This is a genomic window from Rhodococcus sp. C-2, assembly GCF_027854095.1.
GTDB classification, from domain to species: domain Bacteria; phylum Actinomycetota; class Actinomycetes; order Mycobacteriales; family Mycobacteriaceae; genus Rhodococcus_F; species Rhodococcus_F qingshengii.
In genome coordinates, this window is the sequence record NZ_JAQGFI010000001.1 from 792,655 (window position 1) to 818,217 (window position 25,563).

The 25,563-nt window shown below is 61.5% G+C and carries 29 protein-coding genes; 13 read left to right on the forward strand and 16 right to left on the reverse strand.

The window, feature by feature from the left end:
* Positions 1–289 precede the first annotated feature (289 nt).
* The 6 genes from PCS43_RS03575 (at position 290) to PCS43_RS03600 (ending at position 3,994) form a co-directional block, all read left to right on the forward strand.
* On the forward strand, positions 290–508 hold the full coding sequence (locus PCS43_RS03575) for a hypothetical protein (protein WP_073513495.1): 219 nt from the start codon (positions 290–292) through the stop codon (positions 506–508).
* The gene (locus tag PCS43_RS03580; RefSeq protein WP_030537808.1) at positions 505–771 is read left to right on the forward strand and encodes a DUF7695 domain-containing protein; all 267 of its coding nucleotides are present in this window, start codon (positions 505–507) and stop codon (positions 769–771) included. The genes PCS43_RS03575 and PCS43_RS03580 overlap by 4 nt, the downstream gene beginning before the upstream one ends.
* Positions 768–908, forward strand: coding sequence for a hypothetical protein (locus PCS43_RS03585; protein ID WP_178377365.1), 141 nt, complete (start codon positions 768–770; stop codon positions 906–908). Before PCS43_RS03580 ends, PCS43_RS03585 begins: the two co-directional genes overlap by 4 nt.
* Positions 909–991: 83 nt before the next feature.
* Entirely contained in the window at positions 992–1,999 is a 1,008-nt protein-coding gene (locus PCS43_RS03590; RefSeq protein WP_073513496.1) for a hypothetical protein, read from the forward strand.
* A 60-nt stretch (positions 2,000–2,059) separates the two neighbouring features.
* Positions 2,060–2,788 (forward strand): hypothetical protein, encoded by a 729-nt coding sequence (locus PCS43_RS03595; protein WP_209908326.1) that lies wholly within the window; start codon positions 2,060–2,062, stop codon positions 2,786–2,788.
* Positions 2,789–3,259: 471 nt separating this feature from the next.
* Positions 3,260–3,994 carry a hypothetical protein gene (locus PCS43_RS03600; RefSeq protein WP_064112686.1) on the forward strand — a complete coding sequence of 245 codons (735 nt, stop codon included), beginning with the start codon at positions 3,260–3,262 and terminating at the stop codon, positions 3,992–3,994.
* 107 nt (positions 3,995–4,101) lie between these two features.
* Here the strand turns inward: PCS43_RS03600 and PCS43_RS03605 are convergent, their stop codons facing one another.
* Positions 4,102–4,917, reverse strand: coding sequence for a helix-turn-helix transcriptional regulator (locus PCS43_RS03605; protein WP_064112684.1), 816 nt, complete (start codon positions 4,915–4,917; stop codon positions 4,102–4,104).
* 144 nt (positions 4,918–5,061) lie between these two features.
* Between PCS43_RS03605 and PCS43_RS03610 the strand changes: the two genes are divergently transcribed.
* The 3 genes from PCS43_RS03610 to PCS43_RS03620 all read left to right on the forward strand — a co-directional run bounded on the left by PCS43_RS03610 (position 5,062) and on the right by PCS43_RS03620 (position 7,648).
* Positions 5,062–6,069 (forward strand): iron-siderophore ABC transporter substrate-binding protein, encoded by a 1,008-nt coding sequence (locus tag PCS43_RS03610; protein WP_030535438.1) that lies wholly within the window; start codon positions 5,062–5,064, stop codon positions 6,067–6,069.
* A gap of 81 nt (positions 6,070–6,150) precedes the next feature.
* Positions 6,151–6,369 carry a hypothetical protein gene (locus PCS43_RS03615; RefSeq protein ID WP_003942716.1) on the forward strand — a complete coding sequence of 73 codons (219 nt, stop codon included), beginning with the start codon at positions 6,151–6,153 and terminating at the stop codon, positions 6,367–6,369.
* Positions 6,370–6,466: 97 nt separating this feature from the next.
* Entirely contained in the window at positions 6,467–7,648 is a 1,182-nt protein-coding gene (locus PCS43_RS03620) for an RtcB family protein (protein WP_064112683.1), read from the forward strand.
* Positions 7,649–7,732: 84 nt separating this feature from the next.
* On the opposite strand, the gene PCS43_RS03625 is transcribed toward PCS43_RS03620, so the two are convergent.
* From PCS43_RS03625 to PCS43_RS03650, 6 genes are all read right to left on the reverse strand, one after another.
* On the reverse strand, positions 7,733–8,038 hold the full coding sequence (locus PCS43_RS03625) for a DUF2469 domain-containing protein (protein ID WP_003942715.1): 306 nt from the start codon (positions 8,036–8,038) through the stop codon (positions 7,733–7,735).
* 37 nt (positions 8,039–8,075) lie between these two features.
* Positions 8,076–8,756, reverse strand: coding sequence for a ribonuclease HII (locus tag PCS43_RS03630; protein WP_209908323.1), 681 nt, complete (start codon positions 8,754–8,756; stop codon positions 8,076–8,078).
* 50 nt (positions 8,757–8,806) lie between these two features.
* Positions 8,807–9,610 (reverse strand): signal peptidase I, encoded by an 804-nt coding sequence (lepB, locus tag PCS43_RS03635; RefSeq protein ID WP_172403453.1) that lies wholly within the window; start codon positions 9,608–9,610, stop codon positions 8,807–8,809.
* 55 nt (positions 9,611–9,665) lie between these two features.
* Positions 9,666–10,007 carry a 50S ribosomal protein L19 gene (gene rplS, locus PCS43_RS03640; protein WP_003942791.1) on the reverse strand — a complete coding sequence of 114 codons (342 nt, stop codon included), beginning with the start codon at positions 10,005–10,007 and terminating at the stop codon, positions 9,666–9,668.
* An 89-nt stretch (positions 10,008–10,096) separates the two neighbouring features.
* A complete protein-coding gene (locus PCS43_RS03645; RefSeq protein WP_003942742.1) occupies positions 10,097–10,984 on the reverse strand; it encodes a hypothetical protein in 888 nt (295 codons plus the stop codon).
* Positions 10,985–11,088: 104 nt separating this feature from the next.
* Positions 11,089–13,428, reverse strand: coding sequence for a Tex family protein (locus tag PCS43_RS03650; protein ID WP_161121259.1), 2,340 nt, complete (start codon positions 13,426–13,428; stop codon positions 11,089–11,091).
* Between the two features lie 75 nt (positions 13,429–13,503).
* Here PCS43_RS03650 and PCS43_RS03655 point away from each other — a divergent pair, with 75 nt between their 5' ends.
* Positions 13,504–14,490, forward strand: coding sequence for a serine hydrolase (locus PCS43_RS03655; RefSeq protein ID WP_007729299.1), 987 nt, complete (start codon positions 13,504–13,506; stop codon positions 14,488–14,490).
* A 26-nt stretch (positions 14,491–14,516) separates the two neighbouring features.
* On the opposite strand, the gene rffA is transcribed toward PCS43_RS03655, so the two are convergent.
* Complete coding sequence (gene rffA, locus PCS43_RS03660; RefSeq protein ID WP_003942806.1) at positions 14,517–15,659, reverse strand: dTDP-4-amino-4,6-dideoxygalactose transaminase; 1,143 nt, start codon at positions 15,657–15,659, stop codon at positions 14,517–14,519.
* The gene (locus PCS43_RS03665) at positions 15,649–16,635 is read right to left on the reverse strand and encodes a glycosyltransferase (protein ID WP_003942691.1); all 987 of its coding nucleotides are present in this window, start codon (positions 16,633–16,635) and stop codon (positions 15,649–15,651) included. Before PCS43_RS03665 ends, rffA begins: the two co-directional genes overlap by 11 nt.
* Before the next feature lie 172 nt (positions 16,636–16,807).
* Here PCS43_RS03665 and PCS43_RS03670 point away from each other — a divergent pair, with 172 nt between their 5' ends.
* Both PCS43_RS03670 and PCS43_RS03675 read left to right on the forward strand, forming a co-directional pair.
* Positions 16,808–19,006: a hypothetical protein gene (locus PCS43_RS03670; protein WP_064112685.1), complete on the forward strand. Its 2,199-nt coding sequence runs from the start codon at positions 16,808–16,810 to the stop codon at positions 19,004–19,006.
* Complete coding sequence (locus PCS43_RS03675) at positions 19,003–19,449, forward strand: GtrA family protein (protein ID WP_030535434.1); 447 nt, start codon at positions 19,003–19,005, stop codon at positions 19,447–19,449. The genes PCS43_RS03670 and PCS43_RS03675 overlap by 4 nt, the downstream gene beginning before the upstream one ends.
* Before the next feature lie 4 nt (positions 19,450–19,453).
* Here PCS43_RS03675 and PCS43_RS03680 read toward each other — a convergent pair whose 3' ends face one another.
* Positions 19,454–20,032, reverse strand: coding sequence for a TetR/AcrR family transcriptional regulator (locus PCS43_RS03680; RefSeq protein WP_042450812.1), 579 nt, complete (start codon positions 20,030–20,032; stop codon positions 19,454–19,456).
* A 68-nt stretch (positions 20,033–20,100) separates the two neighbouring features.
* On the opposite strand from PCS43_RS03680, the gene PCS43_RS03685 reads away from it, so the two are divergent.
* A complete protein-coding gene (locus PCS43_RS03685) occupies positions 20,101–20,676 on the forward strand; it encodes a dihydrofolate reductase family protein (protein ID WP_064112681.1) in 576 nt (191 codons plus the stop codon).
* Here the strand turns inward: PCS43_RS03685 and trmD are convergent.
* From trmD to ffh, 6 genes are all read right to left on the reverse strand, one after another.
* The gene (gene trmD / locus PCS43_RS03690) at positions 20,673–21,377 is read right to left on the reverse strand and encodes a tRNA (guanosine(37)-N1)-methyltransferase TrmD (RefSeq protein ID WP_003942745.1); all 705 of its coding nucleotides are present in this window, start codon (positions 21,375–21,377) and stop codon (positions 20,673–20,675) included. The two genes, PCS43_RS03685 and trmD, sit on opposite strands and share 4 nt — an antisense overlap.
* Positions 21,378–21,386: 9 nt before the next feature.
* Complete coding sequence (gene rimM, locus PCS43_RS03695) at positions 21,387–21,959, reverse strand: ribosome maturation factor RimM (protein WP_054802159.1); 573 nt, start codon at positions 21,957–21,959, stop codon at positions 21,387–21,389.
* A gap of 14 nt (positions 21,960–21,973) precedes the next feature.
* On the reverse strand, positions 21,974–22,216 hold the full coding sequence (locus PCS43_RS03700) for an RNA-binding protein (protein ID WP_003939023.1): 243 nt from the start codon (positions 22,214–22,216) through the stop codon (positions 21,974–21,976).
* Positions 22,213–22,683: a 30S ribosomal protein S16 gene (gene rpsP / locus PCS43_RS03705; RefSeq protein ID WP_003942818.1), complete on the reverse strand. Its 471-nt coding sequence runs from the start codon at positions 22,681–22,683 to the stop codon at positions 22,213–22,215. Before rpsP ends, PCS43_RS03700 begins: the two co-directional genes overlap by 4 nt.
* A gap of 209 nt (positions 22,684–22,892) precedes the next feature.
* The gene (locus PCS43_RS03710; protein ID WP_064112680.1) at positions 22,893–23,975 is read right to left on the reverse strand and encodes an amidohydrolase family protein; all 1,083 of its coding nucleotides are present in this window, start codon (positions 23,973–23,975) and stop codon (positions 22,893–22,895) included.
* A 3-nt stretch (positions 23,976–23,978) separates the two neighbouring features.
* On the reverse strand, positions 23,979–25,556 hold the full coding sequence (gene ffh, locus PCS43_RS03715) for a signal recognition particle protein (protein WP_003942713.1): 1,578 nt from the start codon (positions 25,554–25,556) through the stop codon (positions 23,979–23,981).
* Positions 25,557–25,563: the final 7 nt, after the last annotated feature.

The following is a 25,563-nucleotide window of genomic DNA, read 5'->3' on the forward strand; positions in this document are numbered from 1 at the left end:
TGCGCAACCTCTACCATCGCTACGGGGTCGAGTACCGAGCTGACGACTACTACGTCTACCCACCAGATGCAGCAATGTGTCCAGGCTATGCCGAGGGGTGGGTTGGCGGCTACGTAGACGGTGAGCCACGGCTGTACGTCGGGGTGTCACCGGATGGGCGGGTCAACTCATGACAGCCGACCAACTTATCGATACAGGACGCTGGAAGAGTACTGCGAACGTCACGGCGTCAATCCATGGCAGTAACCGAAGGACTGCTCGACGGTGACGAAGAGTTGGAGGTTGTTTCATGATCTCCAACAAGGAAACTCACACAACCAAGATCCTCAAACTGCTCAAGTCCAAGGGCAAAGTCAGCAACCTTGAACTCCGCAAAGTCGCCTGGCGCTACCCCGCTCGCGTCCTCGATCTGAAGCACGAAGGTCACCTGATCTGCAGTGTCCACGACAAAGGACCGCTGTGGTTCTACATCTATGACGGTCACCAGGATGACGGAGTGGCGGCATGACCGACTACCTCGAGTTCACCACCATAAACACCCCTTCAATCGAGCGTCGGAAGCTGGACGTTGGCGACATCTTCATCAACCAGGTACGGCACACCAAGTGCGGGTGGATCATCCGTAGCAAGAACCGACACGACTGGGTTACCTGTAAATGCGGCGAACTCAGTCTGGATGGCGGCAGCTGGTACCAGGCGATGAACGGGGACATCACGAATGCAGAGAACCATGCCGTGATGTACAACGAGCTTCACGGGGCAGCGGCATGAACCTTCTCCCCTACTTCATCCCCGCACTCAAGCTAGCCGGCCGATGGATAGCGATGTTCCTGGTAATCGCCGTGATCACCGTTGGAACCCTGTACCTGTCGCTGTTCATCGTTCCAGTGCTGATCTGGCACACGTAGGCCGACACCGATCCGTTCCGGCGGTCGCCGATTGTGTCGGCTGCAACGAATACAGTGGTCATAGGCCAACGAGAGGACCTGGGATGACCAACCCGTTCAAAGACAGCTCATCCGGATCTGACTACGCCGTAAACGCTCGTCTGATCGACAACTTCGCTGTCAACCCTGATCTTCTCACGGCTTCGGAGTCAATGAAGATGCTGATGCCAGCCATTAATGCTTTCGACGCCGTCAACTCGCGACTTGACTTCACTGGAGTAGCTCCCAGTCGAGACATAATCAACGGGCTGGCCAAGCTTGACCTGGGAACGTCGGTGCTTGACTCGCCACTTGCAAGCTCTCACCTTCTCGACATCCAGTCTTCGATGGCGAGTGTCATGTCGACGTTCGCCGAGCAGTTCCGAGCATCTGGGGTGACGGAATCAATGCAGTCGCTCGTCGCGGGCGTAAACCAGCAATACGCCGCCAGCCTCCCGCAGATCAACATTGGCATCGCCGAAGCGCTCAACGTGTACGCCATGCTGCCTGACTTCACCTCCCAAATCCAAGAATCAATGGGTGGCATCCTTGCGGTTGCGGATTCCGTGAGGACATTCCAGAGCGAGCTAGGTCAGGTCGCATCCACGATCGTCGCCAACTCGGGCGTCGGTACGGTCAACATGGCGGACTCAGCATCGCTTTTCGGCAACACCAAATTCGCCGAGGCGATGAACGTGCTGGTCCCGCAGATGCCCGCGTTCCCAGACCTAGCAGGTCTAAATCTGTTGGCCGAAATCGACGTCGAACGCGAGTACCTCAAGTTTGTTGAAGATGATCTACTCGCAGACGAAACCACCGCAAAGGCATACAGGACTGCGGTATCTGTACTCGTCCAGCGTATGAAGGTGCCACGCAAGAAGGCTCGCAAGATTGTGGTAAATCTCGTGTGGTTCACATGGTTCTCGACACTGATGACGGTGCTATTGGTTGGACCAAATGGCGCGAAGGCCTTCGCGGGTGCCGTTCTGTCCGCAACCGGAAGACTGAATGCTGAAAGTGTCGCAAACGCTATAGGCAATCTCGTCGTCAAGCCCAAAGACGACGAAGAGTGATTGCATAGTGACGCTGACCGTGCATAAATATTGGTACCAACTTTAGACGAGAACCCGTGAATGACATCGAGTTTCAACCACGAAAAACCGGAGGTCTTGCACTGGTCAGATGAACAACTCATCGACCACGAAATAGCAAGCGCCACATCAGAAGAACGCTCAATTGGAGATGCTGGCGCACGCGTGATCGCGTCGCAATGGCATGACGGTCAAGCGAGCGCTCTCTACAGCCTGACGAGTACTGGAGCGATCAATCTCCCCCAGGTTGTCGCTGAGATCAACGAGTCTTGGGCCAACGCTGACACCGACTACAACCGTGAACACCTCGAGGCCCTTGGCGCGTACGTCATGGCACGTGAGTCACATGATCCCGTCGAAGGATGGTCGAAGCAGTGGCTCACTCCCCCAGATGAATCAGCTGAACAAAACGACTTCTGTCCCGCCTGTCGCGCTCACATATCCTCCCCTCACTCCGTAGGTTGCCCACTCGGTGAAGAAAATCCCGAGCTACTTGAACGGGTCGAGCGGGCTGTCACGGCTAAGGGAATCGCAGTCGCCCACTGGCTTGAGTACGTCGGCTTCAGGAACGGCGAGGAGCTGGAAGCAGCTATCAACATGTTCGAGGACCACTACCTGGGTCACTTCGAGAGCATCGAGGCGTACGCAGCCGACTACTTAATCGAGAGTGGACTCGAAGCTCGGCTGGATCAGTTGAGGCGGTACCTACCCGAAGACATGAGGCAACACGTCAAGTGGATGAGGCAGGTATCGCGCACGACTTCGCCCTGAACACCATCCACTCTGTTGAGGACGATGACGGCCATCTGTACCTGTTCGCCAAGTAGCGAGTTATCCACAGTCACAACGTATTTCGTGACATTTCGCTATTGCAAAAGAAGACGGTTTGGCTCATAGTCATTATCTCCAAACCCGCATCAATCAGGAACTCGACAGCCACATCCTCGCCCCGAGCCCCCAACGCCATATTCCTCGCCATCACAGCCCCCACCACTCACACCCCGCGCCCGCCCCATACGAACCGCGTCCCAACCACCACCCTCGACCCACCACCACAAAACCAAGCCACCCGAAAACAACCTGATGACAACTCAGAACCTGTGGAATTCGGCAGCGCGACACACCAACGGCGACCCGAAACCTGACAATTTTCTGAAATCAGCCACATCTTGGACGAAAGTCCAGTAGAACTAGTTACAGTTTTGCTCAAACCGTCACGCACCCCGCTGAATGGAGTTCTACATGGCCCGCCGCTCACTTCGCCACGCAGTAGCAACCACGACATCCCTCGTTCTCATCGCCGCCGGCGTCACTGTTGGACTTGGTGCTTCGGTGGCACAAGCAGCGCCGGCCTGCGCGCTCAACCAGTCGGTCACCGACGATTGGCCCGGCTCCGTCTGGACGCCCTATACCGTCAGCAAGGAGGTTGTCGGCGACGGCAAGGTCGCAGCGGGTCAGACGGTCACCTACATCACCAAGGTTTCCGGTTCGGGAGCCCTCGTCAACGAGATCCGCGATTTCCATCCGGCGGGATTCCAGCTGGTGAAGGCTCGTCTGAACGTCAAATGGCTTATCGGCGACCAGAAGTGGGACGACGTCACCAAGACCGCTGTAGTCGGGAATGACTCCGTAATCGCCAAGGGCGGCGGATGGACCACGGCGGGCGGTGGCGTCATCGCTTTGGAAACCACCTACAAGGTTCCCGACAACGCCGTCGTCGGCACGCAGCTCGACAGCGGCGCCGGCACCAACATTGTGCTCGCGGGCGGAAACTGGAACATCAATCCGATGGGCGTGTGTGTCACCATCCGGCAGCCGAACCCCGTCGAGGCGGGCGCCGGAAGCCTCGAGGACATGGGCTTCGGCTCACTCAACTCCGGATCGGGCCAGGTATTCGGTTCCCTCACCGACCCGCAGGGGTCGATGACCAATGTCATCAGCGGTGTCCTGGGCAATGTGCTCGGCAACATGAGCTGACTCAGTTCGGATTAGAACATGGGCCGAGCCACCAGCGCATGCTGGTAGCTCGGCCCATCTCTACGTTGTCGAACAACGCTTTGCCATCAACCGAGTTCAAGAAATCATCAGCAAATCACCGCATCAGCTTTCACGCCGTACCTGGCGGGTGTCGTACCAAAAGTTTCGCGAAATGCGGCGATGAACCCACTACTGGTTCGGTAACCCACCTGCGGGGCAACGTCGTTGACGCCCTCACCCCGCGCGAGCATCTCGAGTGACGCATACATGCGTGCTCGAGTTCTCCACTGCCCGAAGGTAATCCCGGTATCGGCGACAAAGGCACGCATCAAGGTCTTGGAACTGACCCCGAGTTCGCCCGCCCACTCCCCCAGCGTCCGTGAGTCTGCCGGATCGGCAAGGATGCGGGCAGAAACCGAACTCGCCGCAGCATTGCGAGGAACCGCAAGGACGTCGTGCCGTTCGGGCGCGGCAGCAAGAATGTCGTAGAGCAACTCCTGACTCATCAACCGCCGAGCATCGTCGATGGTCCGGTCGGCGAGATGGCGCAGCAATTGAGCGGACAGAGTATCGACTTCGAGAACAAGTGGCTGAGTCCACCGCGGCCCGGCAGGGCGTAGATCCGGACGTGCATAGGCCGCAATCATGCACCCCTCCGTCAGAAGTGTCATGTCGTGGAGAACGGTGCCCGGCAACCAGACCAAGTGCTCGCTGTGCAGGTGCCACACATTGCCTCCGGCAGCGATCTGCATCGTCCCTTCACTCATCCAGGCGATCTGATGCTCGGGGTGTCGATGAGCTCCGTACGCAGTCACTCCGTCGACGACGTTGGTGTAGACCTGAAAATCTTTGAATGTCCGTCCGCGACTATCGGGCAGCGCTAGCAAGGACTTTGGACGAGTCGAGTACTCGATAGTGGACATTTTGCGTCTTTCTGGGCGTATCCGAGTCCATCCTGAAGGATGGACCGACGATCTTGCAAAGGTTAGCCTCACTTTATTGCTGACGCGACCAGTTCAGCACTTCACGCGGAACTCAGATCACTTCGCCCACCACTTCGAAGGAGCATGCACGTGCCCTCACATAGCACCCGAATCCTCGCCGCCTTATTCACGACGGCCGCGATCATCGGGTTCTCGACCGCCTGTGGAACCTCGCAAGGCGTCGACACCGCATCAGCGACCCAGAGCAACGACGCATTCCCCGTGACGATCGAGCACGCACAGGGTTCGACGACAATCGATGCCGAACCGCAGCGGGTAGTGACACTCGGATACACCGATCACGAACCACTGCTCGCCTTGGGAGTCGAACCCGTAGGCATGGCCGAATGGTGGGGGTCCGGCATGGATGAAAGCTGGCCGTGGACGAAGAATTACTGGAAGGGGAAAACTCCGACCTACATCAACAGCGGCGGAGACTTCAACTTCGAGCAAATCGCCTCCCTCGCACCAGATCTGATCCTCGCGCTGTACGCCGACATCGACACGGAAACCTACAAGAAGCTGACCTCGATTGCGCCGACTGTCGCGCAGAGCAAGGACTACGACGCGTACACAACGCCGTGGACCGACATGACGCTCACCGCCGGGCGCGCCCTCGGCAAAGGACCACAAGCTCAGCAACTGATCACGGATACCGAAAACGCGTTTGCCGCCGCCCGCGCTGCACACCCGGAGTTTGCCGGGCAAACCGCAACGATCGTCAACCTCGACACTCCCGAGGGCTACGTGTTCTCGTCGCACGACCCACGCGGCATTTTCCTCTCGTCACTCGGGTTCACCCTCCCCGCGACCGTCGACGCATTCGTCGGCGACCAGTTCGGCGACTGGATGCCGAACGAGCGATACGACATCCTCGAACCCGTTGATCGTTTGATCGTGATGGCCGACCCGGAGGGAGAGAAGGCCCTCGCCGGCAACACGCTCTACCAGCGACTACCCGCCGTGAAGAGCGGAAATGCGATGGTCGTGCGGTACACCGCAGATCCACCCGTCGGCGCGGCGATGTCCGGCAATACCGTCCTGAGCATTCCGTATGCCATCGACCAACTGACAGCCACGTTGTCGAAGTAAACTACAGGGCGGGTATCGAAAATATGTTCGAAGAGTGTTAGCCTCGGGGTCAGGAAGCACTCACGGACATCGAGGATCACCATGGACGAGGTACCGGACACCGCGTTAGATCTGGCTCGACTGGTCGACGAGCTGACGGTTCTCGACCAGCGACGCGTCGACATCGGCGAGAGTTTGGTTCATCTCGAGTACCTCTACTCCCAGATGGGCGCACGGCAACAAGCAGATGCTGCCCGAAAAGCCTTCCAGGAGAAGTACGTCGGACGAATCTACGAACTCGCAGACGGCCTGCGAACCTGAAAAGGGGTTGCACACAACCACTGACCGAGCGCATGGTCATTCCTGCACGACACACCGGACCGATCGGTTCGGCTGTGAACTATGTGGGAGAAATCTGATGGAGAAGATCACCAAGAGGCTGTGGAACTGGGCATCGATACTCGACGAGAACACTCGCGAGCAAGCGCTGCGTACGTCCCAGATGCCTTTTGTCCGTCCACATCTGGCGCTTATGCCGGATGCGCACCTCGGTGCGGGAGCGACGGTGGGTTCGGTCATTCCGACGGAAGGCGCAATCATGCCCGCCGCCGTCGGAGTCGATATCGGCTGCGGAATGATCGCGGTCAAAACCCAGTTCAGCGCACGCGACCTTCAAGGCCGCGACCTGACCGTACTTCGCCACAGCATCGAACGCTCCGTCCCGCTCTCGGCAGGTGTCTACAACAAGACGCTGAGCGACACGGCGAAAATCCGCATCGCAGAACTCGAGGCGATGGCGGGCGATCGTCTGTCCTTCTACGACAAGTTCAAGAACGACTGGAGGTTCCAGCTCGGAACGCTGGGCTCTGGTAACCACTTCATCGAGGTGACGCTCGACGAGAGCGACGGCGTCTGGCTGTTCCTGCACTCGGGAAGCCGCGGTATCGGAAACAAGCTCGCGCAGCATCACATCAAGATCGCCAAGGACTTGTGCGAGCGGTGGTACATCAACCTTCCCGATCCGGATCTTGCCTACCTGGTCGAGAAGACGCCCGAATTCGACTCGTACATCACCGATCTCAACTGGGCTCAGCACTTCGCTTTGCTCAACCGCGAAGAGATGATGGACCGCGTCGTGAAGGACTTCGCGCATTTCATGGGAGACGGCACGCCCGCGATCATCGACGAAGTCGAGCGGATCAACTGCCACCACAACTTCACCCAGAAGGAGTTCCACATGGGCAGGGGTGTGTGGCTGAGCCGTAAGGGTGCGATCAAGGCAGACGAGGGCACGCCCGGGCTCATCCCCGGTTCGATGGGGACGGCGAGTTACGTCGTCGTCGGGAAGGGAAACGTACCGTCGTTCAAGTCCAGCCCCCACGGCGCGGGTCGGGTGTACGGACGTAACCAGGCACGCAAGACCTTCACCATCGAAGATCTCGACAAGGCAATGGTCGGGATCGAATACAAGCGTTCCGCGGCGTTCCTCGACGAGATCCCGGGTGCGTACAAGGACATCGACGTCGTGATGGACGACGCGAAGGACTTGGTCGAGATTCGACACACGCTGCGTCAGATTGTGAACGTCAAGGGCCACTGACCCCGCACAACTCCGCGAAATACGAAGTGCCCCGCCGATATCGGCGGGGCACTTCGTTGTCGAGATCAGTTTGGCAAGCGCAGATCAGTCAGGAAGGCGCAGATCCGGCTTGTCCAGCTCTTCGATGTTGACGTCCTTGAAGGTCACGACGCGTACGTATTTCACGAATCGCGCCGGGCGGTACATGTCCCACACCCAGGCGTCGGACATCCGCAGCTCGAAGTAGATCTCCCCGTCTGAATTGTGGGGCAGCAACTCGACCGTGTTGGCCAGGTAGAAACGTCGTTCGGTCTCCACGACGTAGGAGAACTGTCCGACGATGTCCCGGTATTCACGGTAGAGCGACAGCTCCATCTCGGTTTCGTACTTCTCGAGATCCTCGGCACTCATCGGTTTAGCCAGTCCTCCCAGTTCGTCTGAACGTCCATCATCCCGTACGGCCCGCGCGTTGTTCCAACCGGACTCCCGCAGCCAACACGTTGGCATAGGTCATGCGGTGCTCGGGGCACGGCCCCAGCGCGTCGAGTGCGTCCATGTGCAGTGGCGTGCTGTATCCCTTGTGAATCGCGAAGCCGTATCCCGGATGAGTGTCGTCCATCTCGGTCATCACACGATCTCGGGTCACCTTCGCGAGAACGCTTGCCGCGGCGATGCATGCAGCGGCGCCGTCACCGCCGATGACTGGTAGCGACGGAGCCGTCAGACCCGGAACCCGGAACCCGTCGGTGAGAACGTAGCCCGGTTCGAGATCGAGGCCCGCGACTGCTCGACGCATCCCCTCGATGTTGGCGACGTGGATGCCGATCTGATCGACTTCCGCAGCGGGAACAGAGATGACACTCCACGCCAACGCCAAGCGCTTGATCGCCGGGAAAAGCTCCTCGCGCGCACGTTCGGTCAGCTTCTTCGAATCGTCGAGCCGCGCGAGGGCTGCTTGCGGTTTCGGCGCCAGGACACACGCTGCAATGACAAGTGGACCAGCGCACGCTCCGCGCCCGGCCTCGTCGACGCCGGCCACCGGACCGAGTCCGGTTCGCGCCAACGCAGACTCCATCGTCCGCAGACCTGCCGATCTGCGAATGACAACGCGAGGGGGCCAACTACTCACTGTCTCTGCCTACTCGGAACTACGCGAATCCATGTGTGCGGTCCGACAACTCAGTTGCCCTGAATATCAGGCGCATCGATGCCGCCCATTCGCGACGGGGGAAGAACGATGAAACGAGCTTGACCGATGATGTTGTCGATCGGGACGGTTCCCTGGAACTCGTCGTCGACGTGGTAGCGCGAGTCGGCGGAATTGCTGCGGTTGTCACCCATGACCCACACGTGGCCCTCGGGAACGGTGATCGGTCCGAAGCAGCGGCCCGACTTCAATTCGGTGTCACACGTTTGCGTTCCCGGAGTGAACGGGAAATCCATCTTGATGTACGGCTCGTCGAGCGGCTTGCCGTCGACCAGGACTCGGCCCTGCTCGTCGCAGCATTCGACGGTCTGGCCGCCGGTAGCGATCACTCGCTTGACCAAGTCGTTCTCGTCCGGCGGAACGAGGCCGACCCACGAACCGACCTCTTGAATGCCGCGGACGACAACGTTGTCGGACCGATTGGACACATATTTCGTGTTCCACGAATCGGGTCCCTTGAAGACGACGACGTCGCCAGGTTCCGGATCGCCGAAGCGGTATCCGATCTTCTCCACCACGATGCGGTCACCGGTACATCCCGCACAGCCGTGCAGTGTCGGTTCCATCGACTCGGATGGGATGAGAAAAACTCTGAAGACAAATGCCTGAAGGACGATGCTGAGTACCAGCGCTACGCCGATCAGAACAGGGAGTTCTCGCAGAAACGATCGCTGTTTCTTCTGCGGCCGATGTGAGGTCGGTTCCGCGGAACCGCTTGATCCCTCGTGATTCTCGGGTCCGGACGACAATGCCTGCTCCTTCGAAGAATCTGCCACAGAAACCAGATTAGCCCGACACCGCGCGTACGCGGTGCCGGGCTCATCGGAAAGATCAGCGCTTTTCCTTGATCTTCGCCTTCTTGCCACGAAGCTCACGGAGGTAGTACAGCTTGGCGCGACGGACGTCACCGCGGGTCAGAACCTCGATGGAGGCCAGCGTGGGGCTGTGAACCGGGAAGGTGCGCTCGACGCCGACGCCGAAGGAGACCTTACGGACGGTGAAGGTCTCGCGAACGCCGCCGCCCTGGCGACGAATAACGACGCCCTTGAAGACCTGCACGCGCTCCTTGGAGCCTTCGATAACCTTGACGTTCACGTTGAGCGTGTCGCCGGGACGGAACTCGGGGATGTCGTCGCGGAGCGACTTTTTGTCCAGGAAGTCCAGGGTGTTCATATGTCATCCTTGTATTTCGCAGGAGCAGAGGAACCGAGCGGCACGCGTTTCGGTCTCCCGAAACGGCGCTCGTCTGGTTCGTGCCCAGATCAAGTGCTGCTGCCTGGTCCAGGCAACCCGTCCATTGTGCCAGACGCGGATACCAGCGGGGAAATCGGTGGCGGCGGAGCTGCGTGGATGGTGTGGTCCAGTTCCTGCTCGGCCGCGGTCATCGCATGTTCGACGCTCGGCGATCCGGCAATCAGATCCTGGACGTAGATCTTGGCCCGGATGACGGGCCGACGCCATTTCCGTTCACGTTCGAGCGCGCGGTTCATCCGTTTCGGCTTGCGCGTGTACCGCCAGCGAGCCCACGGCGCACCCGGCCGGCTCAGGCGGACCGCTCCGATTACCAGCAACGGGAAAACGAACAGACCGACGAGCCCCGTCCAGATCTTCCCCTTGAGAATCACGATGGCTGCCAAGGCGAAGTTGATCAACGCGACGAAAACGAAGACCAACTTGATCCACGGATCGCGTTCTTCACGGAATCCGGCGACGTCGAGAAGTTCGAGCGGGCGGAAACCCAGCAGCACCAGGCCGGTCACGGCGATCGCGACGAAGACCGCATCCACCGAGGTCCGACCTTGTTCGGACCAGTACACGTCCTTCAGATAGAAGATCAGTGCGAACTCGTCGAGCACCAACGCCGCACCCATACCGAAGATCGCCGCCAGGACGGCACCGGTGGTCTGCGAACCATCGACGTAGACCGCGATCAACGCACCACCGGAGATCATCATGGCGATCACACCGAACACGACGTGATGCACATGCTGGCCTCCGGGCGCGATGTTGCCCGGCCACCATTTCACTTGCGCGCGAATCATCCGGACGCTGAGGCGGATGAAAAGGAAGGCGGACAGGAACCCGAGCAGGAAGAACAGCAACGGCAATCGGCCATGGGCGATGATCTCGCGCTCGAGCCACTCCCGCATCACTGTCCTCCCTTCACCGAATTCATGATCCGACCCTGATCGGATTCATACCGCCAACCGACTCGATTGTGACGATACGGACTTCGAAAACCCGGCGGACGGATTTACTTGCCGAAGCCCGCCTTGCGCAGAGCGTCGGCCATCGACCCGGCAGCAGGCGCGCGGTTGTCCGGTCGCTGCTCGCGTCCGCCCTGGCGTCCGCCATTTCCTCGTTGCTGACCCTGCCCCTGACGCTGGCCCTGCGGCTGGCCCTGACGCTGGGGTTGCCCACCTCGCTGGCCTTCGGACTTGCGGGGCGCTCCCACCTCGTCGTCGAGACGAAGCGTCAGCCCGATGCGTTGGCGTGCCTCGTCCACTTCGAGGACCTTCACCTTGACGACGTCACCTGACTTGACGACCTCGCGTGGGTCCTTGACGAAGTTGTGTGACATCGCCGAGACGTGAACCAGACCGTCCTGATGAACTCCGATGTCGACGAAGGCACCGAAGGCTGCGACGTTGGTGACCACGCCTTCGAGGGTCATGCCGGGCTTGAGATGCGCGACCTTCTCGATACCTGCGGCAAAGGTTGCGGTCTTGAATTCGGGTCGTGGATCTCGTCCCGGCTTCTCCAACTCGGAGATGATGTCGGTGACGGTCGGTAGACCGAATCGCTCGTCGACGTAGTCGGACGCCTTGACCGATCGAAGTGCCTGCGAGTTTCCGATCACGGTGCGCACGTCCCCGCCTGCACTCGCAACGATCTTGCGAACCACCGGATATGCCTCCGGGTGGACGCTCGACGCGTCGAGAGGGTCGTCGCCGTCGGTGATCCGCAGGAAGCCTGCGCACTGCTCGAATGCCTTGGGTCCCAGGCGGGAGACATCCTTGAGACCCTTGCGGGATTTGAACGGACCGTTCTGGTCCCGATGCGCGACGATGCTCTCTGCAAGGGATCCTGCAATTCCGGACACCCGAGCAAGCAGCGGCACGGACGCGGTGTTGACGTCGACGCCGACCGAGTTGACGGCATCCTCGACGACGGCGTCGAGGGAACGCGAGAGCAGCGATTCGGTGATGTCGTGCTGGTACTGACCGACGCCGATGGACTTGGGATCGATCTTGACCAACTCCGCCAACGGATCCTGCAGGCGACGCGCAATGGACACCGCACCGCGAATCGAGACGTCGAGGTCGGGAAGTTCCTGCGACGCGTAGGCCGAAGCCGAGTACACCGATGCGCCTGCCTCGGAGACGACGATCTTGGTCAGGTTGGGCGCGCCGGTCTTCTTGATCAGTTCGGTAGCGAGCGTGTCGGTCTCGCGTGAGGCCGTGCCGTTGCCGATGGCGATCAGCTCGACGCCGTGTTCGGCGACCAGTCCGGCAAGCGTCGCGAGAGCCGCGTCCCACTTGTTCTGCGGCTGGTGCGGGTAAATCGTCTCGTAGGCAACAACTTTGCCGGTTCCGTCGACGACGGCAACCTTCGTTCCGGTGCGGAATCCGGGGTCGAGTCCCATGGTGGGTCGGGCGCCGGCGGGAGCTGCGAGGAGTAGATCCTTGAGGTTGGTGGCGAAGACGTCGACGGCGTCCTTTTCGGCCGACTGCCGCAGACGCATCCGAGTGTCGATACCGAGCGTGACGGCGAACTTCGTTTTCCACGCCCACTTGACGGTGTCGAGAAGCCACCCGTCGGCGGCCCGACCACGGTCGGCGATCTCGAACCGCGACGCGATGCGGCCTTCGTAGACCGTGCGCTCCCCCGGCGCGAGTTCTTCGGTGTCTGCCGCCATGTTGAGCGACAGCACTTCTTCCTTCTCGCCGCGCAGGACGGCGAGGATGCGGTGCGAGGGCAATTTGGAGAACGGTTCCGAGAACTCGAAGTAGTCAGCAAACTTCGAGCCATCGGTTTCCTTGCCCTTGCGGACCGAGGCGACGACCTGGCCGCGATTCCACATCAGCTCACGCAATTCACCGACCAGATCGGCGTCCTCGGCGAAGCGCTCGACGAGGATCGACCGGGCACCGTCGAGCTGCTCGTCCGAATACTGCGCGGGATCGGTGGTGGGATCTCCGATGAGAGCATCGGCGACGGGCTCGTGGCCGGCCTCGCGGGCGATCTGCGCCTTGGTGCGCCGCTTCGGCTTGAAGGGGAGGTAGATGTCCTCCAGCCGCGCTTTCGTCTCGGCCAGCATGATCTGACCGCGCAGTTGATCGTCGAGTTTGCCCTGAGAGTCGATCTCCGTGAGCACGGCGTCACGACGGTCGTCGAGCTCGCGGAGATACCGCAGCCGCTCGTCCAGGAGTCGCAGCTGGGCGTCGTCGAGCGTGCCGGTGACTTCCTTGCGGTACCGGGCGATGAAGGGCACCGTGGCTCCGCCGTCGAGAAGGTCGACTGCTGCTGCAACCTGGCCTTCGCGGACGTCGAGTTCCTCGGCAATGCGCTGGTTCACGGTCTTGAGAATCACGAGATCCGACCCTACCGCTATCCTGAGACAAGAAGATCGGCAACAGTGCCGTGTCAGGGCTACCGGGGGAAACAAATGAGTACGCGGTACGTCCGGATTGCCGCAATGGTGGCCGCAGTTACTTTTGCGGCTTCGTGCAGCGGTGGACAGAACCCGGATGATCCGATGCAGACCCCCGCCTTTCCCGACACCAATGTTCCGGTAGCCGAGACCCTCGACGGCCGTCTGGGACAGGCTCAGGTAGCTGCGCTCGGGCGTGGTGCGGACGTCTCCATCGCCATCCTCGACCGCTCCTCGGACAAGTACCTCGACGTCGCCGGTGACCAGCAGATCGAAACAGCCTCGGTGGCAAAACTTTTCATCGCCGAGGATCTACTTCATCAGGATGCGCGCGGTGAGCGACCCATCACGGACGACGATCGCACCCTCATGGCGGCGATGCTCGAATCCTCCGACGACACCGCAGCCAACCTCCTGTGGGACGAGGTCGGCGGCCAAGAGGTGATCACCCGCGTCGCCGAGCGTTACGCACTGACCGCGACGACGCCGCCCTGGGACGGAATGTGGTGGAACACCGAGACCACGACACGTGACCTGGTCACCTTCTACAGCGGTGTCCTCGACGACTCCGATCAACTCGGACCTGAACGGGTCGAGCAGTTCGTCGAGTACCTGCGGCAATCCACTCCCGAAGGAACCGACGGTTACGACCAGAGATTCGGCCTGCCCGAGGCCTTGTTCGGCGAGCCCGTCATAGGAGTCAAACAGGGCTGGATGTGCTGTGTCGAGGACAAGTGGATCCATCTGTCCACCGGCATCGTCGGTGACGACAACCGATACATCATCGCGATCGGTTCGCGAGAAGACGTCCAGTACACGGATGAGGACAGCTTCTATCCCGACACCTCGTTCACCGATGCCGTCGACGACGAAAGTGCACTGCACGCACGCGACACGGTCACCGGCGTCACGCAGATTCTCTTCCCGAGCGGAAGCATCGACGACTGGGCAGCGGCATCCACGACCGCGGATTCGGCGATGCCCGAAGCTTCCGGGCCCTGATTCGATCCACGCGGTCGTGTTCGTCCTCAAGCCTGCTTGTACTCGAGCACCGAACCGATGACACGGTCCTGTTGTTCGAACGTGAGCATGGGCCACAGCGGCAGTCGAAGGATCGACGCGGAGAACTCGGCACTACGCACGCACGGCTGCGGTGTTCGTCCGTAGCGCACACCGGCCGCACTCGTATCGAGCGGAACGTAGTGGAACGGCGCCACGATTCCGTCACCGGCAAGGTGCCGAATCAAGCCGTCACGGCTCTCTTCGGTCGGCATCTTGAGATAGAACAGGTGCGCAGTGTGCTCGCGATCATCGGGCACCGCCATGGGCACGACACCGTTCGCGGCCGCCCACTCGCCCAGACTCACGCTGTAGGCATCCCAGACGCGATGCCTGGCCGCCTGAATCGCGTCGAACTCGGAGAGTTGTGCGTCGAGGACGGCGGCATTGAGTTCACTGGGCAGATAACTCGACCCGATGTCCTGCCACGAATACTTGTCGACCTGCCCGCGCAGGAAACGCGCACGGTCGGTCCCCTTCTCACGGATGATTTCGGCGCGAGTCATCAACTGATCGTCGGAGAGCAACAGCGCGCCGCCCTCACCGCAGTGAACGTTCTTGGTGTCGTGAAAACTCTGCGTTCCGATAGTTCCGATGGTGCCGAGCGAGCGCCCGCGCCACTTTCCGCCGAGTCCGTGAGCGTTGTCTTCGATCAACGCAACGCCGTGGAGTTCCGCGAGGTCGAGGAGAGGTTCCATGTCCGCGGCGACTCCGCCGTAATGCATGACCAGTACAGCTTTGGTGCGTTCGGTGATCGCCGCCGCGACGCACGCCGGGTCGATGTTGCCGGTACTCGGATCGATGTCGACGAAAACAACAGTGGCCCCGCGCAACGCGACGGCGGTCGCCGCCGAACTGAACGCGAAGCTCGGAACTATTACCTCGTCGCCCGGGCCCAATTCGAGCAGCAGCGCACCCAATTCGAGTGCATGCGTGCACGAGGTGGTCAGCAGAGCATGCGTGGATCCGGTGATCGCCTTGAGCGCTGCAGTCGCGGACTTGGTGAAACGTCCGTCACCGTGAATGTGGTCGGACTCCAGAACCGTTGCCAGATTCGACAATTCGTTCGATGCCCGATAGGGGCGGGAGAAGATGATGCGATCAGTGCTCACGACTACGCCGATCGATCGAGGTTCCGGGCCGCGGGGAGTCGACAGTCAGATACAGCGGCTTTCCGACAAGGACGTGCAGTGCCACACCGAGATATTCGGCAATGAGCCCGAGCGAGAACAGAATCGCACCCGAACAGACCAGCAGCGCCATGATGATCGACGCCCATCCTTCGGGATCATTGTTGTCGCCGGTCATGGCCCCGATGAAGATCACCGCGGCCATGATCACGCCGGCCGACGCCAGGGTGACTCCGAGCAGGCTGACCAGCCGCAGACCGCGTGTTCCGCTACACAACACCATCTTCCAGAACAACGAGAACAAACGGCGGTAGTTGTACCCGGATTCTTCGCGGCCTTCGGCTCGAAGTGTCACCGGCGCCGTGGCCGTGTTACCGACAACCCACGTCAGCGCAACGTCCAGATACACGCCGTTGGCCGCGACGCCGGCCAACTGTCGGCCGATGTCACCGCGGATCAGGCGATAACTTTCGAATCTCGTCGAATCAGGGAACGCGAATACCGTCGCCAAGACGATCTTTGCGCCGCGCGAGGTCAGGTTCCGCAAGAATCCGTGCGGGCGTGTGTTCGTGGGTTTGGAATACACGAGATCGGATCGCTCCGTCAGCGCGGTGTCGAGGAAAGCCCCGATGTGCACCGGGTCGTGCTGGCCGTCCTCGTCCATCGTCACGATCCACTGTCCAGTTGCAGCGGCCATGCCGGCGATGGTCGCCGCGTCCTGGCCGTAGTTGCGGCTGAGCCACACGACACGCACCTGCTCGAAACGGCGCTCCAATTCGAGTAACACGACGTCGGAGCGGTCCGGGCCGTTGTCGTGAACCAGCACGATCTCGTCGACGGAGAACTGCGCACCACCGGGCGTCGCACTCGGTGTGCCCAGGCCGTCCAACTCCTCGACGAGCGCCGTGATCGTCTTTTCGCCCTGATAAACGGGCACTACGACGGAAATCGAGTGCACTCGCTTCCACTCCCTTCAGGGGGCTCGACTGGCGCCGAGAGACAGGCACGATCGGGCCCACACCGTCGCGAACTTTAACACGCAGAGATGTCTTGACTTCGGATGCCGGCGGCGCGTGACGCGCTCGCGTCTCCGTACGCCCCACCTGCCCTGTTAAGGTCTGGAACTCGTGGTGGAAACTCGCACTCTCGCCCGGGCAGACGTGTACAAGTGGGGCGCCGTCACGGCGATCGGTGTCATCGCCGGTTATCTGGCCGTGGTGCTCGCGAATGCTCGTCACTTCTACACCGACGACACCGAGTCCCAATACGCGCCGCTGTGGGTCATGCTCGGCCGCAGTCTGCGAGAAGGACACCTCCCGGTGCTCGTCCCCGAGAACTGGATGGCGGGCAACTACGCGATCGAGGAAGCAGGCCTGCTCAATCCACCGCAACTCCTGATCGACCTGATCGCACCGTCCTTCGACAACCTGGCGTTGTACGCGACGATCGTGAAGTTGATCTTCGCGATCATCCTTGCACTCGGCGTCTATCGGATCTGCCTCGAGTACGGCTCGAAGCCCACGTGGGCTGCCGTCGCCGGCGTCTCGATTCCGTTCACCGGTTTCCTGCTGTTCTTCGACTCGGCCAGTTGGATGACTGCCTTCACCGGCACTGCCTGGATGGTTCAGGCGTGGGCGTCGGCAATCCGCTACGCCCGAGGTAAGAGCGGTCCGATCCCGACCTTCGTGTTCTTGTATCTCGCGATGTCGGTCCAATATGTTTTCCCCGCAGTCGAATCCGGCTTGATGATCGGCGCGGTCGCAATCGGCGAAGTTGTCTATCAGCGGCGTTGGCTGCCGTCACTGCGGCTTCTGGCGGTGTCCGCGTGTGCCGCTCTGGCCGGTCTCGCGACGTATCTGCCGAGCCTGCTCACCGCGGACGTCACCTGGCGCGGTGCATCCGAAGTCAAGAACGACGCATTCCTCGCCGTCCCGTGGTCGGAATCGCTGAACGCGAGCCTGCCGAGCACGATGCCCGCGTTCACCTCGTGGTGGGGATACATCCAGACCATGCCCATGGTCTACATCGCCTGGTTCCTCATACCCGCCCTGGCATTCATCGACTGGGGCAAGGCACGCGCCGCGGCACGCGAATTGACCGCCGTCGGGATCTTCACGGTCGCAGTCCTCATGTGGACTGCCGGGCCGAGCACGATCGGCCCACTGCGGTGGCCCGCGCGCGTACTTCCGATGGTGGCCATCGGACTCCTGCTTCTGGTGTGCATCCTGCTCGGGCGTTACGCCACGACCGACAAGTTGCGCGGGCGCTGCGTTGCAGCGGGAATCCTCGTGGGCCTGCTTCTGATTCGGTCAGCCTCGGCAGCTCCCGGGCTCGCGAAATGGCATGTGATCTCAGCCCTGCTCGTTGCCGCACTCGGCGCCGCGATGATCTGGCTCGGCCGTACCAAAGGCACCGCTTTCGCATGCCTCGTAGCGATCGTCGCGGTCTCCCCCATCGCGTACGCCCAGGTTCGGGCCGCGCAACCAACCCCGATGAGCTGGAACCTGCCCGAATCCCGCTCGGAGATGAAAGAGGCCTTCCCCGACTTCGAAGGCACGACACTGCAACTGGGCGACCGTGCGCTCATCGCCCCCGGGGACAAAACCCTCGACGGAGCGTACGGTTCCCTGGCTTTCGGCAACTACCCCAAAGACCTCGAACTGACCTACACCAGCGGCTACACCCCCAACGGGCACTTCTACTTCGGTGACCTGCTCTGCATGCGCTGGGACATGAGTGTCTGCCCCGACGCCTTCCGACGCGCATTCACCGTCGAACCCACCACCGGCCGCACCATCGTCGACCTGATGAACGTGGACCGCGTCGTACTGCAGAACGCTCTCTACCCCGATGCACGCAAGAACCCGGCTCCCGACGGATGGAAATGGGTCGACTACCCCGGACACGAGAACTACATCTCGGTACTCGAACGCGTCGACGGCCCCGTCTCGACACGCAACGGACGCATCGCCGACGCCCACGGCGTCGAGGCTACGTCGATCGCGGAATCGAACATGTCGAGCACCCTTCGTGTCAGTTCGGAGACCGGCGGCAAGGTTGTGTTCGCACGGCTCGGCTGGCCCGGATATCGGGCAAGCATCGACGGTCAGCCTGTCCCGATCGACGTCGTCGCGAAGTCCTTTGTCACCGTGGACATTCCCGCCGGGACGAAGGACGCAGAGCTTGTCCTGACGTGGCGTCCCCCGGGATGGAAGGTCGGCGGCGCTTCGATGGTCGCCGGAGTCCTCGGACTCGGCGTGCTCGAGTGGATGTATCTGCGGACCCGACGCAAGGACGGGATCAACACCGTGAAAACCGAGTCTTCATGACCGAAGACATCGCATCACCCGAGAATCCCGGCCCACTGCTTCGGGTGGTCAAGCATCAACCCATCGCATTTGCCATTGTCGGAGTGGCTAATACGGCGATCGGATACGTGCTCTTCGTGATCTGGACACTGATCCTCGACAACAAGGATCTGTATCAAGTGGCTGTGATCGGCGCGTACTCCATCAGCGTCCTCATCGCTTTCGTTCTGCATCGGACTCTCGTTTTCCGCGTCCGCGGACATGTGGCACGCGACCTGGGAGCGTTCATCGTCGTCAATTCCGGTGGCCTGGTGCTGAATCTGATACTCGGAACAATCGCGGTGTCGATTCTGCATGCCCCGCCGCTTCCCGCCCAGGCGGTTGTCATGCTGATCGTCGCCGGTGTGAGCTTCTTCGGTCATCGATACTTCTCGTTCCGCCGCAAACCTGCCGAACGACACTGACCTTCTACGATTCGCGGGGTAACGCTCGATCCACCGCCGCCTCGACGATCGTCCGAATATCTTCCTCTCCGAACAGGTCCGGCAATGTGAGTCGATCCAGTGCGAGCCAGTTCAGCGACAAATAGAGCAGGCGAACGGTCATCGCATCACCCGGCACGCCCGACGCCAGATGATTGGCTACGTTCAGATCGAAGTCTTCTCGGATGCGGACGGTCAGCACCGCTCGCAGGTCCGGTCGACGCGTCGCCTCCAGTCGCAACTCCATGAGCGCGAGGAAACCCGTTCCGAACGAGGTGACGCGCTCGACCACGTCGAGCATGAGCGTCACCAGGCGCTCACGATCGGTGCCGTTGACGGGATCGATCATCCCTTCGAGGTCCTCCGGAATCAGTCGCTCGTAGATCCGGCCACCCGCTTGAGTGAGCAGGTCGTCGCGATTGGAGAAGTAGTTCGACGCTGTCCCGTTCGGCACTGCTGCCTGGGCGTCGACGGCTCGAAACGTCAAGCCTCGAGCACCCTCTCGGGCCAACACCTCGATTGCCGCGTCGATCAGGGCAAGCCGGCGTTCCGGGTTCTTTCGCACTTGACATCACTCCTGACACGACCCTAAGTTAAACCACTACAAACATAGTACTACGAACGGAGCGTTATATGCGAAAGCTTGTGTACTACGTGGGAGCTTCCCTCGACGGATACATCGCGGGGCCTGGTGGCGAATTCGATTTCCTCCCGGTCTCCGAACAGATCACGGCCTGGATATGCGATCGATATCCTGAAACCGTGCCAACGCATGTGCGGCCCGCTCTCGGAATCGAGGACGCGCCCAACAGGACCTTCGACACGGTCGTCATGGGCCGCGGCTCCTACGAGCCCGGGCTGGCCGCCGGAGTGAAAAGCCCCTTCGCGCACCTGCGTCAGTTCGTCGTCTCCACAACCATCCCTGACGCCGAGGATCCCCCCGTCACCATCGTTCGCGCCGATCCGCTTGGGGTAGTCAGATCTCTCAAAGAGGAAGAAGGACAAGATATCTGGCTGTGTGGCGGCGGAACTCTCGCCGGCGAACTACTACCGGAGATCGACGAGTTGATCATCAAGAGGTATCCGGTAGTCGCCGGCGCAGGCATACCGATGATCAGAGGTAACTTCGAGCCGACACCGTTCACACCGACTACAACCGAATCGCTCGACGACGGCGCAAGCATCACCTGGTTGAAGCGAAATACCTAAGGAAGAAGATCCGGTCGACGCTCGGCCGTGCGCTGCAGCGACTGCTCATGGCGCCACGCTTTGATCTTCGCGTGATCACCGGAGAGAAGCACCGGCGGAACTTCGAGGTCGCGCCACACAGCCGGGCGAGTGTAGCTAGGCCCTTCGAGAAGGCCGTCGGAAAACGAATCCTCTTGGTGTGAAAGCTGATTGCCGAGAACGCCGGGCATCAGCCGCACGACAGCCTCGACCATCACCAGCACCGCTGCTTCGCCGCCGATCAGGACGTAATCGCCGATGCTGACTTCTTCGACTCTGACCCGCTTGGCGGCGTCGTCGAAAACCCGTTGATCGATACCTTCGTATCGGCCGCAGGCAAACACAAGGTGCTTGGCGTTGGACCAGCGGTGCGCGGTCTCCTGGGTGAACGGAACGCCGGCGGGAGTGGGCACCACCAGAATGGTCTCGGCATCATCGGGGCCGGAAGAATCGGAGCGCCCGATCACGTCGTCCAGTGCCGGGCCCCAGACGGTGGGTTTCATGACCATGCCGGGTCCGCCGCCGTACGGGGAATCGTCGACGGCTTTGTGTACGTCATGGGTCCACGACCGCAGATCGTGGACGTCGACCGAGATCAAGCCGCGTTCGATTGCCTTGCCCAGCAAGGCAGCACGAAGCGGTTCGAGATACTCGGGAAAGATGGTGACTACATCGAGACGCATGACAAGCGATCAGTCGCTGTCGGCGTTCGAATTGTCGCTGTTCGACTTGTCACCGAAGTCCGGGTCGAGCAGTCCCTCGGGGGGCTCGATCACCACGACGCCGTCGGCGATCGACACCGAGGTGACGATGGCGGCGACAAACGGGATCAGCAATTCGCCGGATGCCTCACCGGTACGGCGAATCGAAAGCAATTCGCCTGCGGCGGAATGCAATACCTCGATGACCGAACCGACCTCGGCACCGTCCGTGAGGACGACCTTCAGTCCTTCGAGTTCGTGATCGTAGAACTCGTCCGGATCATCCGAAGGCTCGAGTTCGGAACTGTCGATGACAAACAGTGTGCCGCGCAACGCATCTGCGTCGCCACGGTCACTGACGCCTTCGAGGCGCAGCAGAAGCCGCCCGGAATGATCCCGGGCGGCTTCCACTGTGTACGACTTCAGTGTGGACTCGCGCGGCTTGCGCCCACGCAGCACGGAACCTACGGCAAAACGATCTTCGGGCTCGTCTGTACGAACCTCGACTACCAATTCACCTTTGATGCCATGCGACTTCGCGACACGACCGACTACGAGTTCCACCTGTTTACTGCCGTCTACTGATCGGTGTCGACGACATCAACACGGATACCGCGGCCACCGATGCCGGAGACCAAGGTCCGCAGAGCGGTCGCCGTGCGACCACCCCGACCGATGACCTTGCCGAGATCGTCTGGGTGCACGTGCACCTCGACGGTCCGTCCCCGACGTCCGGTGATCAGCTCGACGCGCACATCGTCGGGATTGGCGACGATGCCACGCACGAGATGCTCTACCGCATCAGCGACGACGGCACTCACTTGTCAGCAGCCTCGGCGTCTGCAGCGGGAGCCTCGGCGTCAGCCGCGGTGTCTTCTGCCTTGGCCTCGTCAGCCTTTGCAGCCTTCTTCTTCTTGGGGGTGATTGCTTCTGCAACCGGCTCGTTCTCGGCCTGCGCGAGCGCAGCCTGGAAGAGCTCGAGCTTGGTGGGCTTGGCTTCCTTGACGCGCAGGGTGCCTTCGGTGCCCGGCAGGCCCTTGAACTTCTGCCAGTCACCGGTGATCTTGAGGAGTGCCTCGACGGGCTCGGTGGGCTGTGCGCCCACGGACAGCCAGTACTGAGCGCGCTCGGAATCGATGTCGATCAGCGAGGGCTCTTCCTTGGGGTGGTACTTGCCGATGGTCTCGATCGCACGGCCGTCACGACGGGTGCGCGAGTCGGCGATGACAACGCGGTACTGAGCGTTGCGGATCTTGCCGAGGCGGGTGAGCTTGATTTTGACAGCCACAGCTGCAGTTCTCCTTCAGCGCGCACAACAGTGCTGCGCATGTCACGTGCAATTCAGCGACCCACACGATTTGTGAGCCCGGTTTTGCCTCTATCCTGTGACCGTCGCAGCGGTACGTAACCGGTTGCGACGAACAATGGTCCATTGTGCCAGATGGGTGGGCTCGTTCGGAAACCACCCTGTGCGCGCTTCGAGAGAGCGGGGACTCCCTAACCACTCACGGGGGTTCCGCGGAGGATCACACGCATCGGCTTCGCGAGCACATCGGGGTTTCCGCGCGGATCTTCGGAATAAACCACCAGGTCGGCGGGCGCTCCTTCTTCGATCCCCTGCGCACCCAGCCAACTCCGCGCGTCCCAGCAGGCTGCGCCCAGCGCCTGATGCGCCGTCAAACCGGCAACTTCGAGTTCGGCGATCTCGTCGGCGATCCGCCCGTGCCTGATCGATCCGCCGGCATCCGTTCCGGCATAGATCGGAATCCCGGCCTCGTGAGCGGCACCGATCGTCCGATGTCGACGAGCGTGCAGATCCCGCATGTGCGCCGCGTAGATCGGATACCGCGTGGCAGAGTCCGCGATCTCGGGGAAAGTTGCGATGTTGATCAGCGTCGGAACCAAGGCCGTGCCGTGCGCGACCATCAACTCGATGGTCGCGTCCGTCAATCCGGTGCCGTGCTCGATGCAGTCGATGCCGGCGTTGATCAGGCCGGGCAGAGCATCCTCGGCAAAGACGTGAGCGGTGACCCTTGCGCCTTCGGCATGGGCGGCAGCGATGGCCTCGACCAGAATCTCGTCGCTCCACAACGGGGCGAGGTCACCGATGGAACGATCGATCCAGTCCCCGACGAGCTTGACCCAACCGTCACCGGCGCGTGCCTGACGCACCACCTCGGCCGGCAACTGAGATTCGTCGTCCAGGTCGACCGGCAGGCCCGGGATGTACCGCTTCGGTGCTGCGATGTGCTGACCTGCGCGAATGATCCGCGGCAGATCGAGGCGCTCGTCGATGAACCTGGTGTCGACCGGCGATCCGGCGTCGCGGAGCAACAGCACGCCCGCGTCACGTTCGGTCTTCGCCTGCCCCAGCAAGCCGTCGACGGTTTCGCCCCCGCCACCGCCGTAGCGGATACCGACGTGACAGTGCGCATCCACGAGACCCGGTGTGATCCAACCCGATTCGACGATCGTCTCCGCACCGGACACCGGCTCGAAGGAAATCACCCCGTCGACGATCCACAATTCGATCGGCTCGGCATCGGGCAGACCGATACCCCGCAGATGAAGCGCAGCCACCGACTACTTCTTGGGCAGCTTGAGCTGGGAGAGATCGATGCCTTCCAGTCCGGGCGGCAACTGATCGAGACCCTTGGGCATGTTCGACAGGTCGGGCATGCCGGCCGGCATTCCGCCGGGCATACCCGGGAATCCGCCCATGCCGGGGAATCCTCCGCGCATCTTGGGCTGCGTCGGGCCCTTGCCGCCCTTCTTGCCCTTCTTGCCCTTCTTGCTGCGAACCTGCTTACGCGCGCCGGGCATGCCCATACGGCCGGCCATGGCAGCCATCATCTTGCGGGCTTCGAAGAAACGATCCACCAACTGGTTGACGTCGGAAACCTTGACGCCCGAACCGTTCGCGATGCGCAGTCGGCGTGAGGCGTTGATGATCTTCGGATCGTCGCGCTCGGCCGGCGTCATACCGCGGATGATGGCCTGAATGCGATCGAGTTGCTTCTCGTCGACGTTGGCCAGCGCGTCCTTCATGCCGCCGGCACCCGGCAACATACCGAGGAGGTTGCCGATCGGGCCCATCTTGCGGACGGCCATCATCTGATCGAGGAAGTCTTCGAGGGTGAGCTGACCGGAACCGATCTTCGCTGCGGTCGCTTCGGCCTGATCGGCGTCGAAAACCTGCTCGGCCTGCTCGATGAGGCTCAGGACATCGCCCATACCGAGGATCCGGCTGGCCATGCGATCGGGATGGAAGACGTCGAAGTCTTCGAGCTTCTCGCCGGTGGAGGCGAAGAGGATCGGCTGGCCGGTGACCTCGCGGACGCTCAGCGCGGCACCACCGCGGGCGTCGCCGTCGAGCTTGGTGAGGACGACACCGGTGATGCCGACTCCCTCACGGAACGCGTCGGCCGTGCTGACCGCGTCCTGACCGATCATGGCGTCGAGGACGAAGATGGTCTCGTCCGGGTTGACGGCGTCACGGATACCGGCGGCCTGCGCCATCAGCTCCGAGTCGATACCGAGGCGACCGGCGGTGTCGACGATCACGACGTCGTAATGCTTGTTGCGTGCTTCTTCGACGCCGGCGCGGGCGACCTCGACGGGGTCGGCTGCGGACACGCCCAGTGCGTTCTCGCCGCCGCCGATGGAGGTACCGGGATGCGGCGCGAAGACTGCGGCGCCTGCACGCTCACCGACGATCTGAAGCTGAGTGACGGCGCCGGGACGCTGAAGGTCACAGGCGACGAGGAGGGGCGTGTGCCCCTGATCCTTGAGCCACTTGGCCAACTTTCCGGCCAGCGTGGTCTTACCGGAACCCTGCAGACCGGCCAACATGATGACCGTCGGCGGAGTCTTGGCGAACTGCAGTCGACGGGTTTCACCGCCGAGAACCTCGACCAGTTCTTCGTTGACGATCTTGACGACCTGCTGAGCCGGGTTCAGTGCACCCGAGACCTCGGCGCCCTTGGCGCGTTCCTTGATCTTGGCGATGAAGCTGCGCACTACGGGAAGCGCGACGTCGGCCTCGAGCAGGGCAAGGCGGATCTCGCGGGCCGTAGCGTCGATGTCGGCGCCGGACAGACGACCCTTGCCACGCAGATCCTTGAGAGATCCGGTCAATCTGTCGGAAAGGGATTCGAACACCGAGTGC

What these genes read in the sequence shown, in the direction of transcription:
- PCS43_RS03585 (WP_178377365.1), top strand. Translation starts at nt 768, where the DNA reads ATGAACCTTCTCCCCTACTTCATCCCCGCACTCAAGCTAGCCGGCCGA.
- PCS43_RS03605 (WP_064112684.1), bottom strand. Translation starts at nt 4,917, where the DNA reads ATGTCCACTATCGAGTACTCGACTCGTCCAAAGTCCTTGCTAGCGCTG.
- PCS43_RS03675 (WP_030535434.1), top strand. Translation starts at nt 19,003, where the DNA reads ATGACCGAAGACATCGCATCACCCGAGAATCCCGGCCCACTGCTTCGG.
- PCS43_RS03655 (WP_007729299.1), top strand. Translation starts at nt 13,504, where the DNA reads ATGAGTACGCGGTACGTCCGGATTGCCGCAATGGTGGCCGCAGTTACT.
- PCS43_RS03575 (WP_073513495.1), top strand. Translation starts at nt 290, where the DNA reads ATGATCTCCAACAAGGAAACTCACACAACCAAGATCCTCAAACTGCTC.
- PCS43_RS03615 (WP_003942716.1), top strand. Translation starts at nt 6,151, where the DNA reads ATGGACGAGGTACCGGACACCGCGTTAGATCTGGCTCGACTGGTCGAC.
- PCS43_RS03645 (WP_003942742.1), bottom strand. Translation starts at nt 10,984, where the DNA reads ATGCGGGAGTGGCTCGAGCGCGAGATCATCGCCCATGGCCGATTGCCG.
- trmD (WP_003942745.1), bottom strand. Translation starts at nt 21,377, where the DNA reads ATGCGTCTCGATGTAGTCACCATCTTTCCCGAGTATCTCGAACCGCTT.
- PCS43_RS03685 (WP_064112681.1), top strand. Translation starts at nt 20,101, where the DNA reads ATGCGAAAGCTTGTGTACTACGTGGGAGCTTCCCTCGACGGATACATC.
- PCS43_RS03610 (WP_030535438.1), top strand. Translation starts at nt 5,062, where the DNA reads ATGCACGTGCCCTCACATAGCACCCGAATCCTCGCCGCCTTATTCACG.
- rplS (WP_003942791.1), bottom strand. Translation starts at nt 10,007, where the DNA reads ATGAACACCCTGGACTTCCTGGACAAAAAGTCGCTCCGCGACGACATC.
- PCS43_RS03595 (WP_209908326.1), top strand. Translation starts at nt 2,060, where the DNA reads ATGACATCGAGTTTCAACCACGAAAAACCGGAGGTCTTGCACTGGTCA.
- PCS43_RS03625 (WP_003942715.1), bottom strand. Translation starts at nt 8,038, where the DNA reads ATGAGTGCCGAGGATCTCGAGAAGTACGAAACCGAGATGGAGCTGTCG.
- PCS43_RS03590 (WP_073513496.1), top strand. Translation starts at nt 992, where the DNA reads ATGACCAACCCGTTCAAAGACAGCTCATCCGGATCTGACTACGCCGTA.
- PCS43_RS03620 (WP_064112683.1), top strand. Translation starts at nt 6,467, where the DNA reads ATGGAGAAGATCACCAAGAGGCTGTGGAACTGGGCATCGATACTCGAC.
- PCS43_RS03600 (WP_064112686.1), top strand. Translation starts at nt 3,260, where the DNA reads ATGGCCCGCCGCTCACTTCGCCACGCAGTAGCAACCACGACATCCCTC.
- PCS43_RS03580 (WP_030537808.1), top strand. Translation starts at nt 505, where the DNA reads ATGACCGACTACCTCGAGTTCACCACCATAAACACCCCTTCAATCGAG.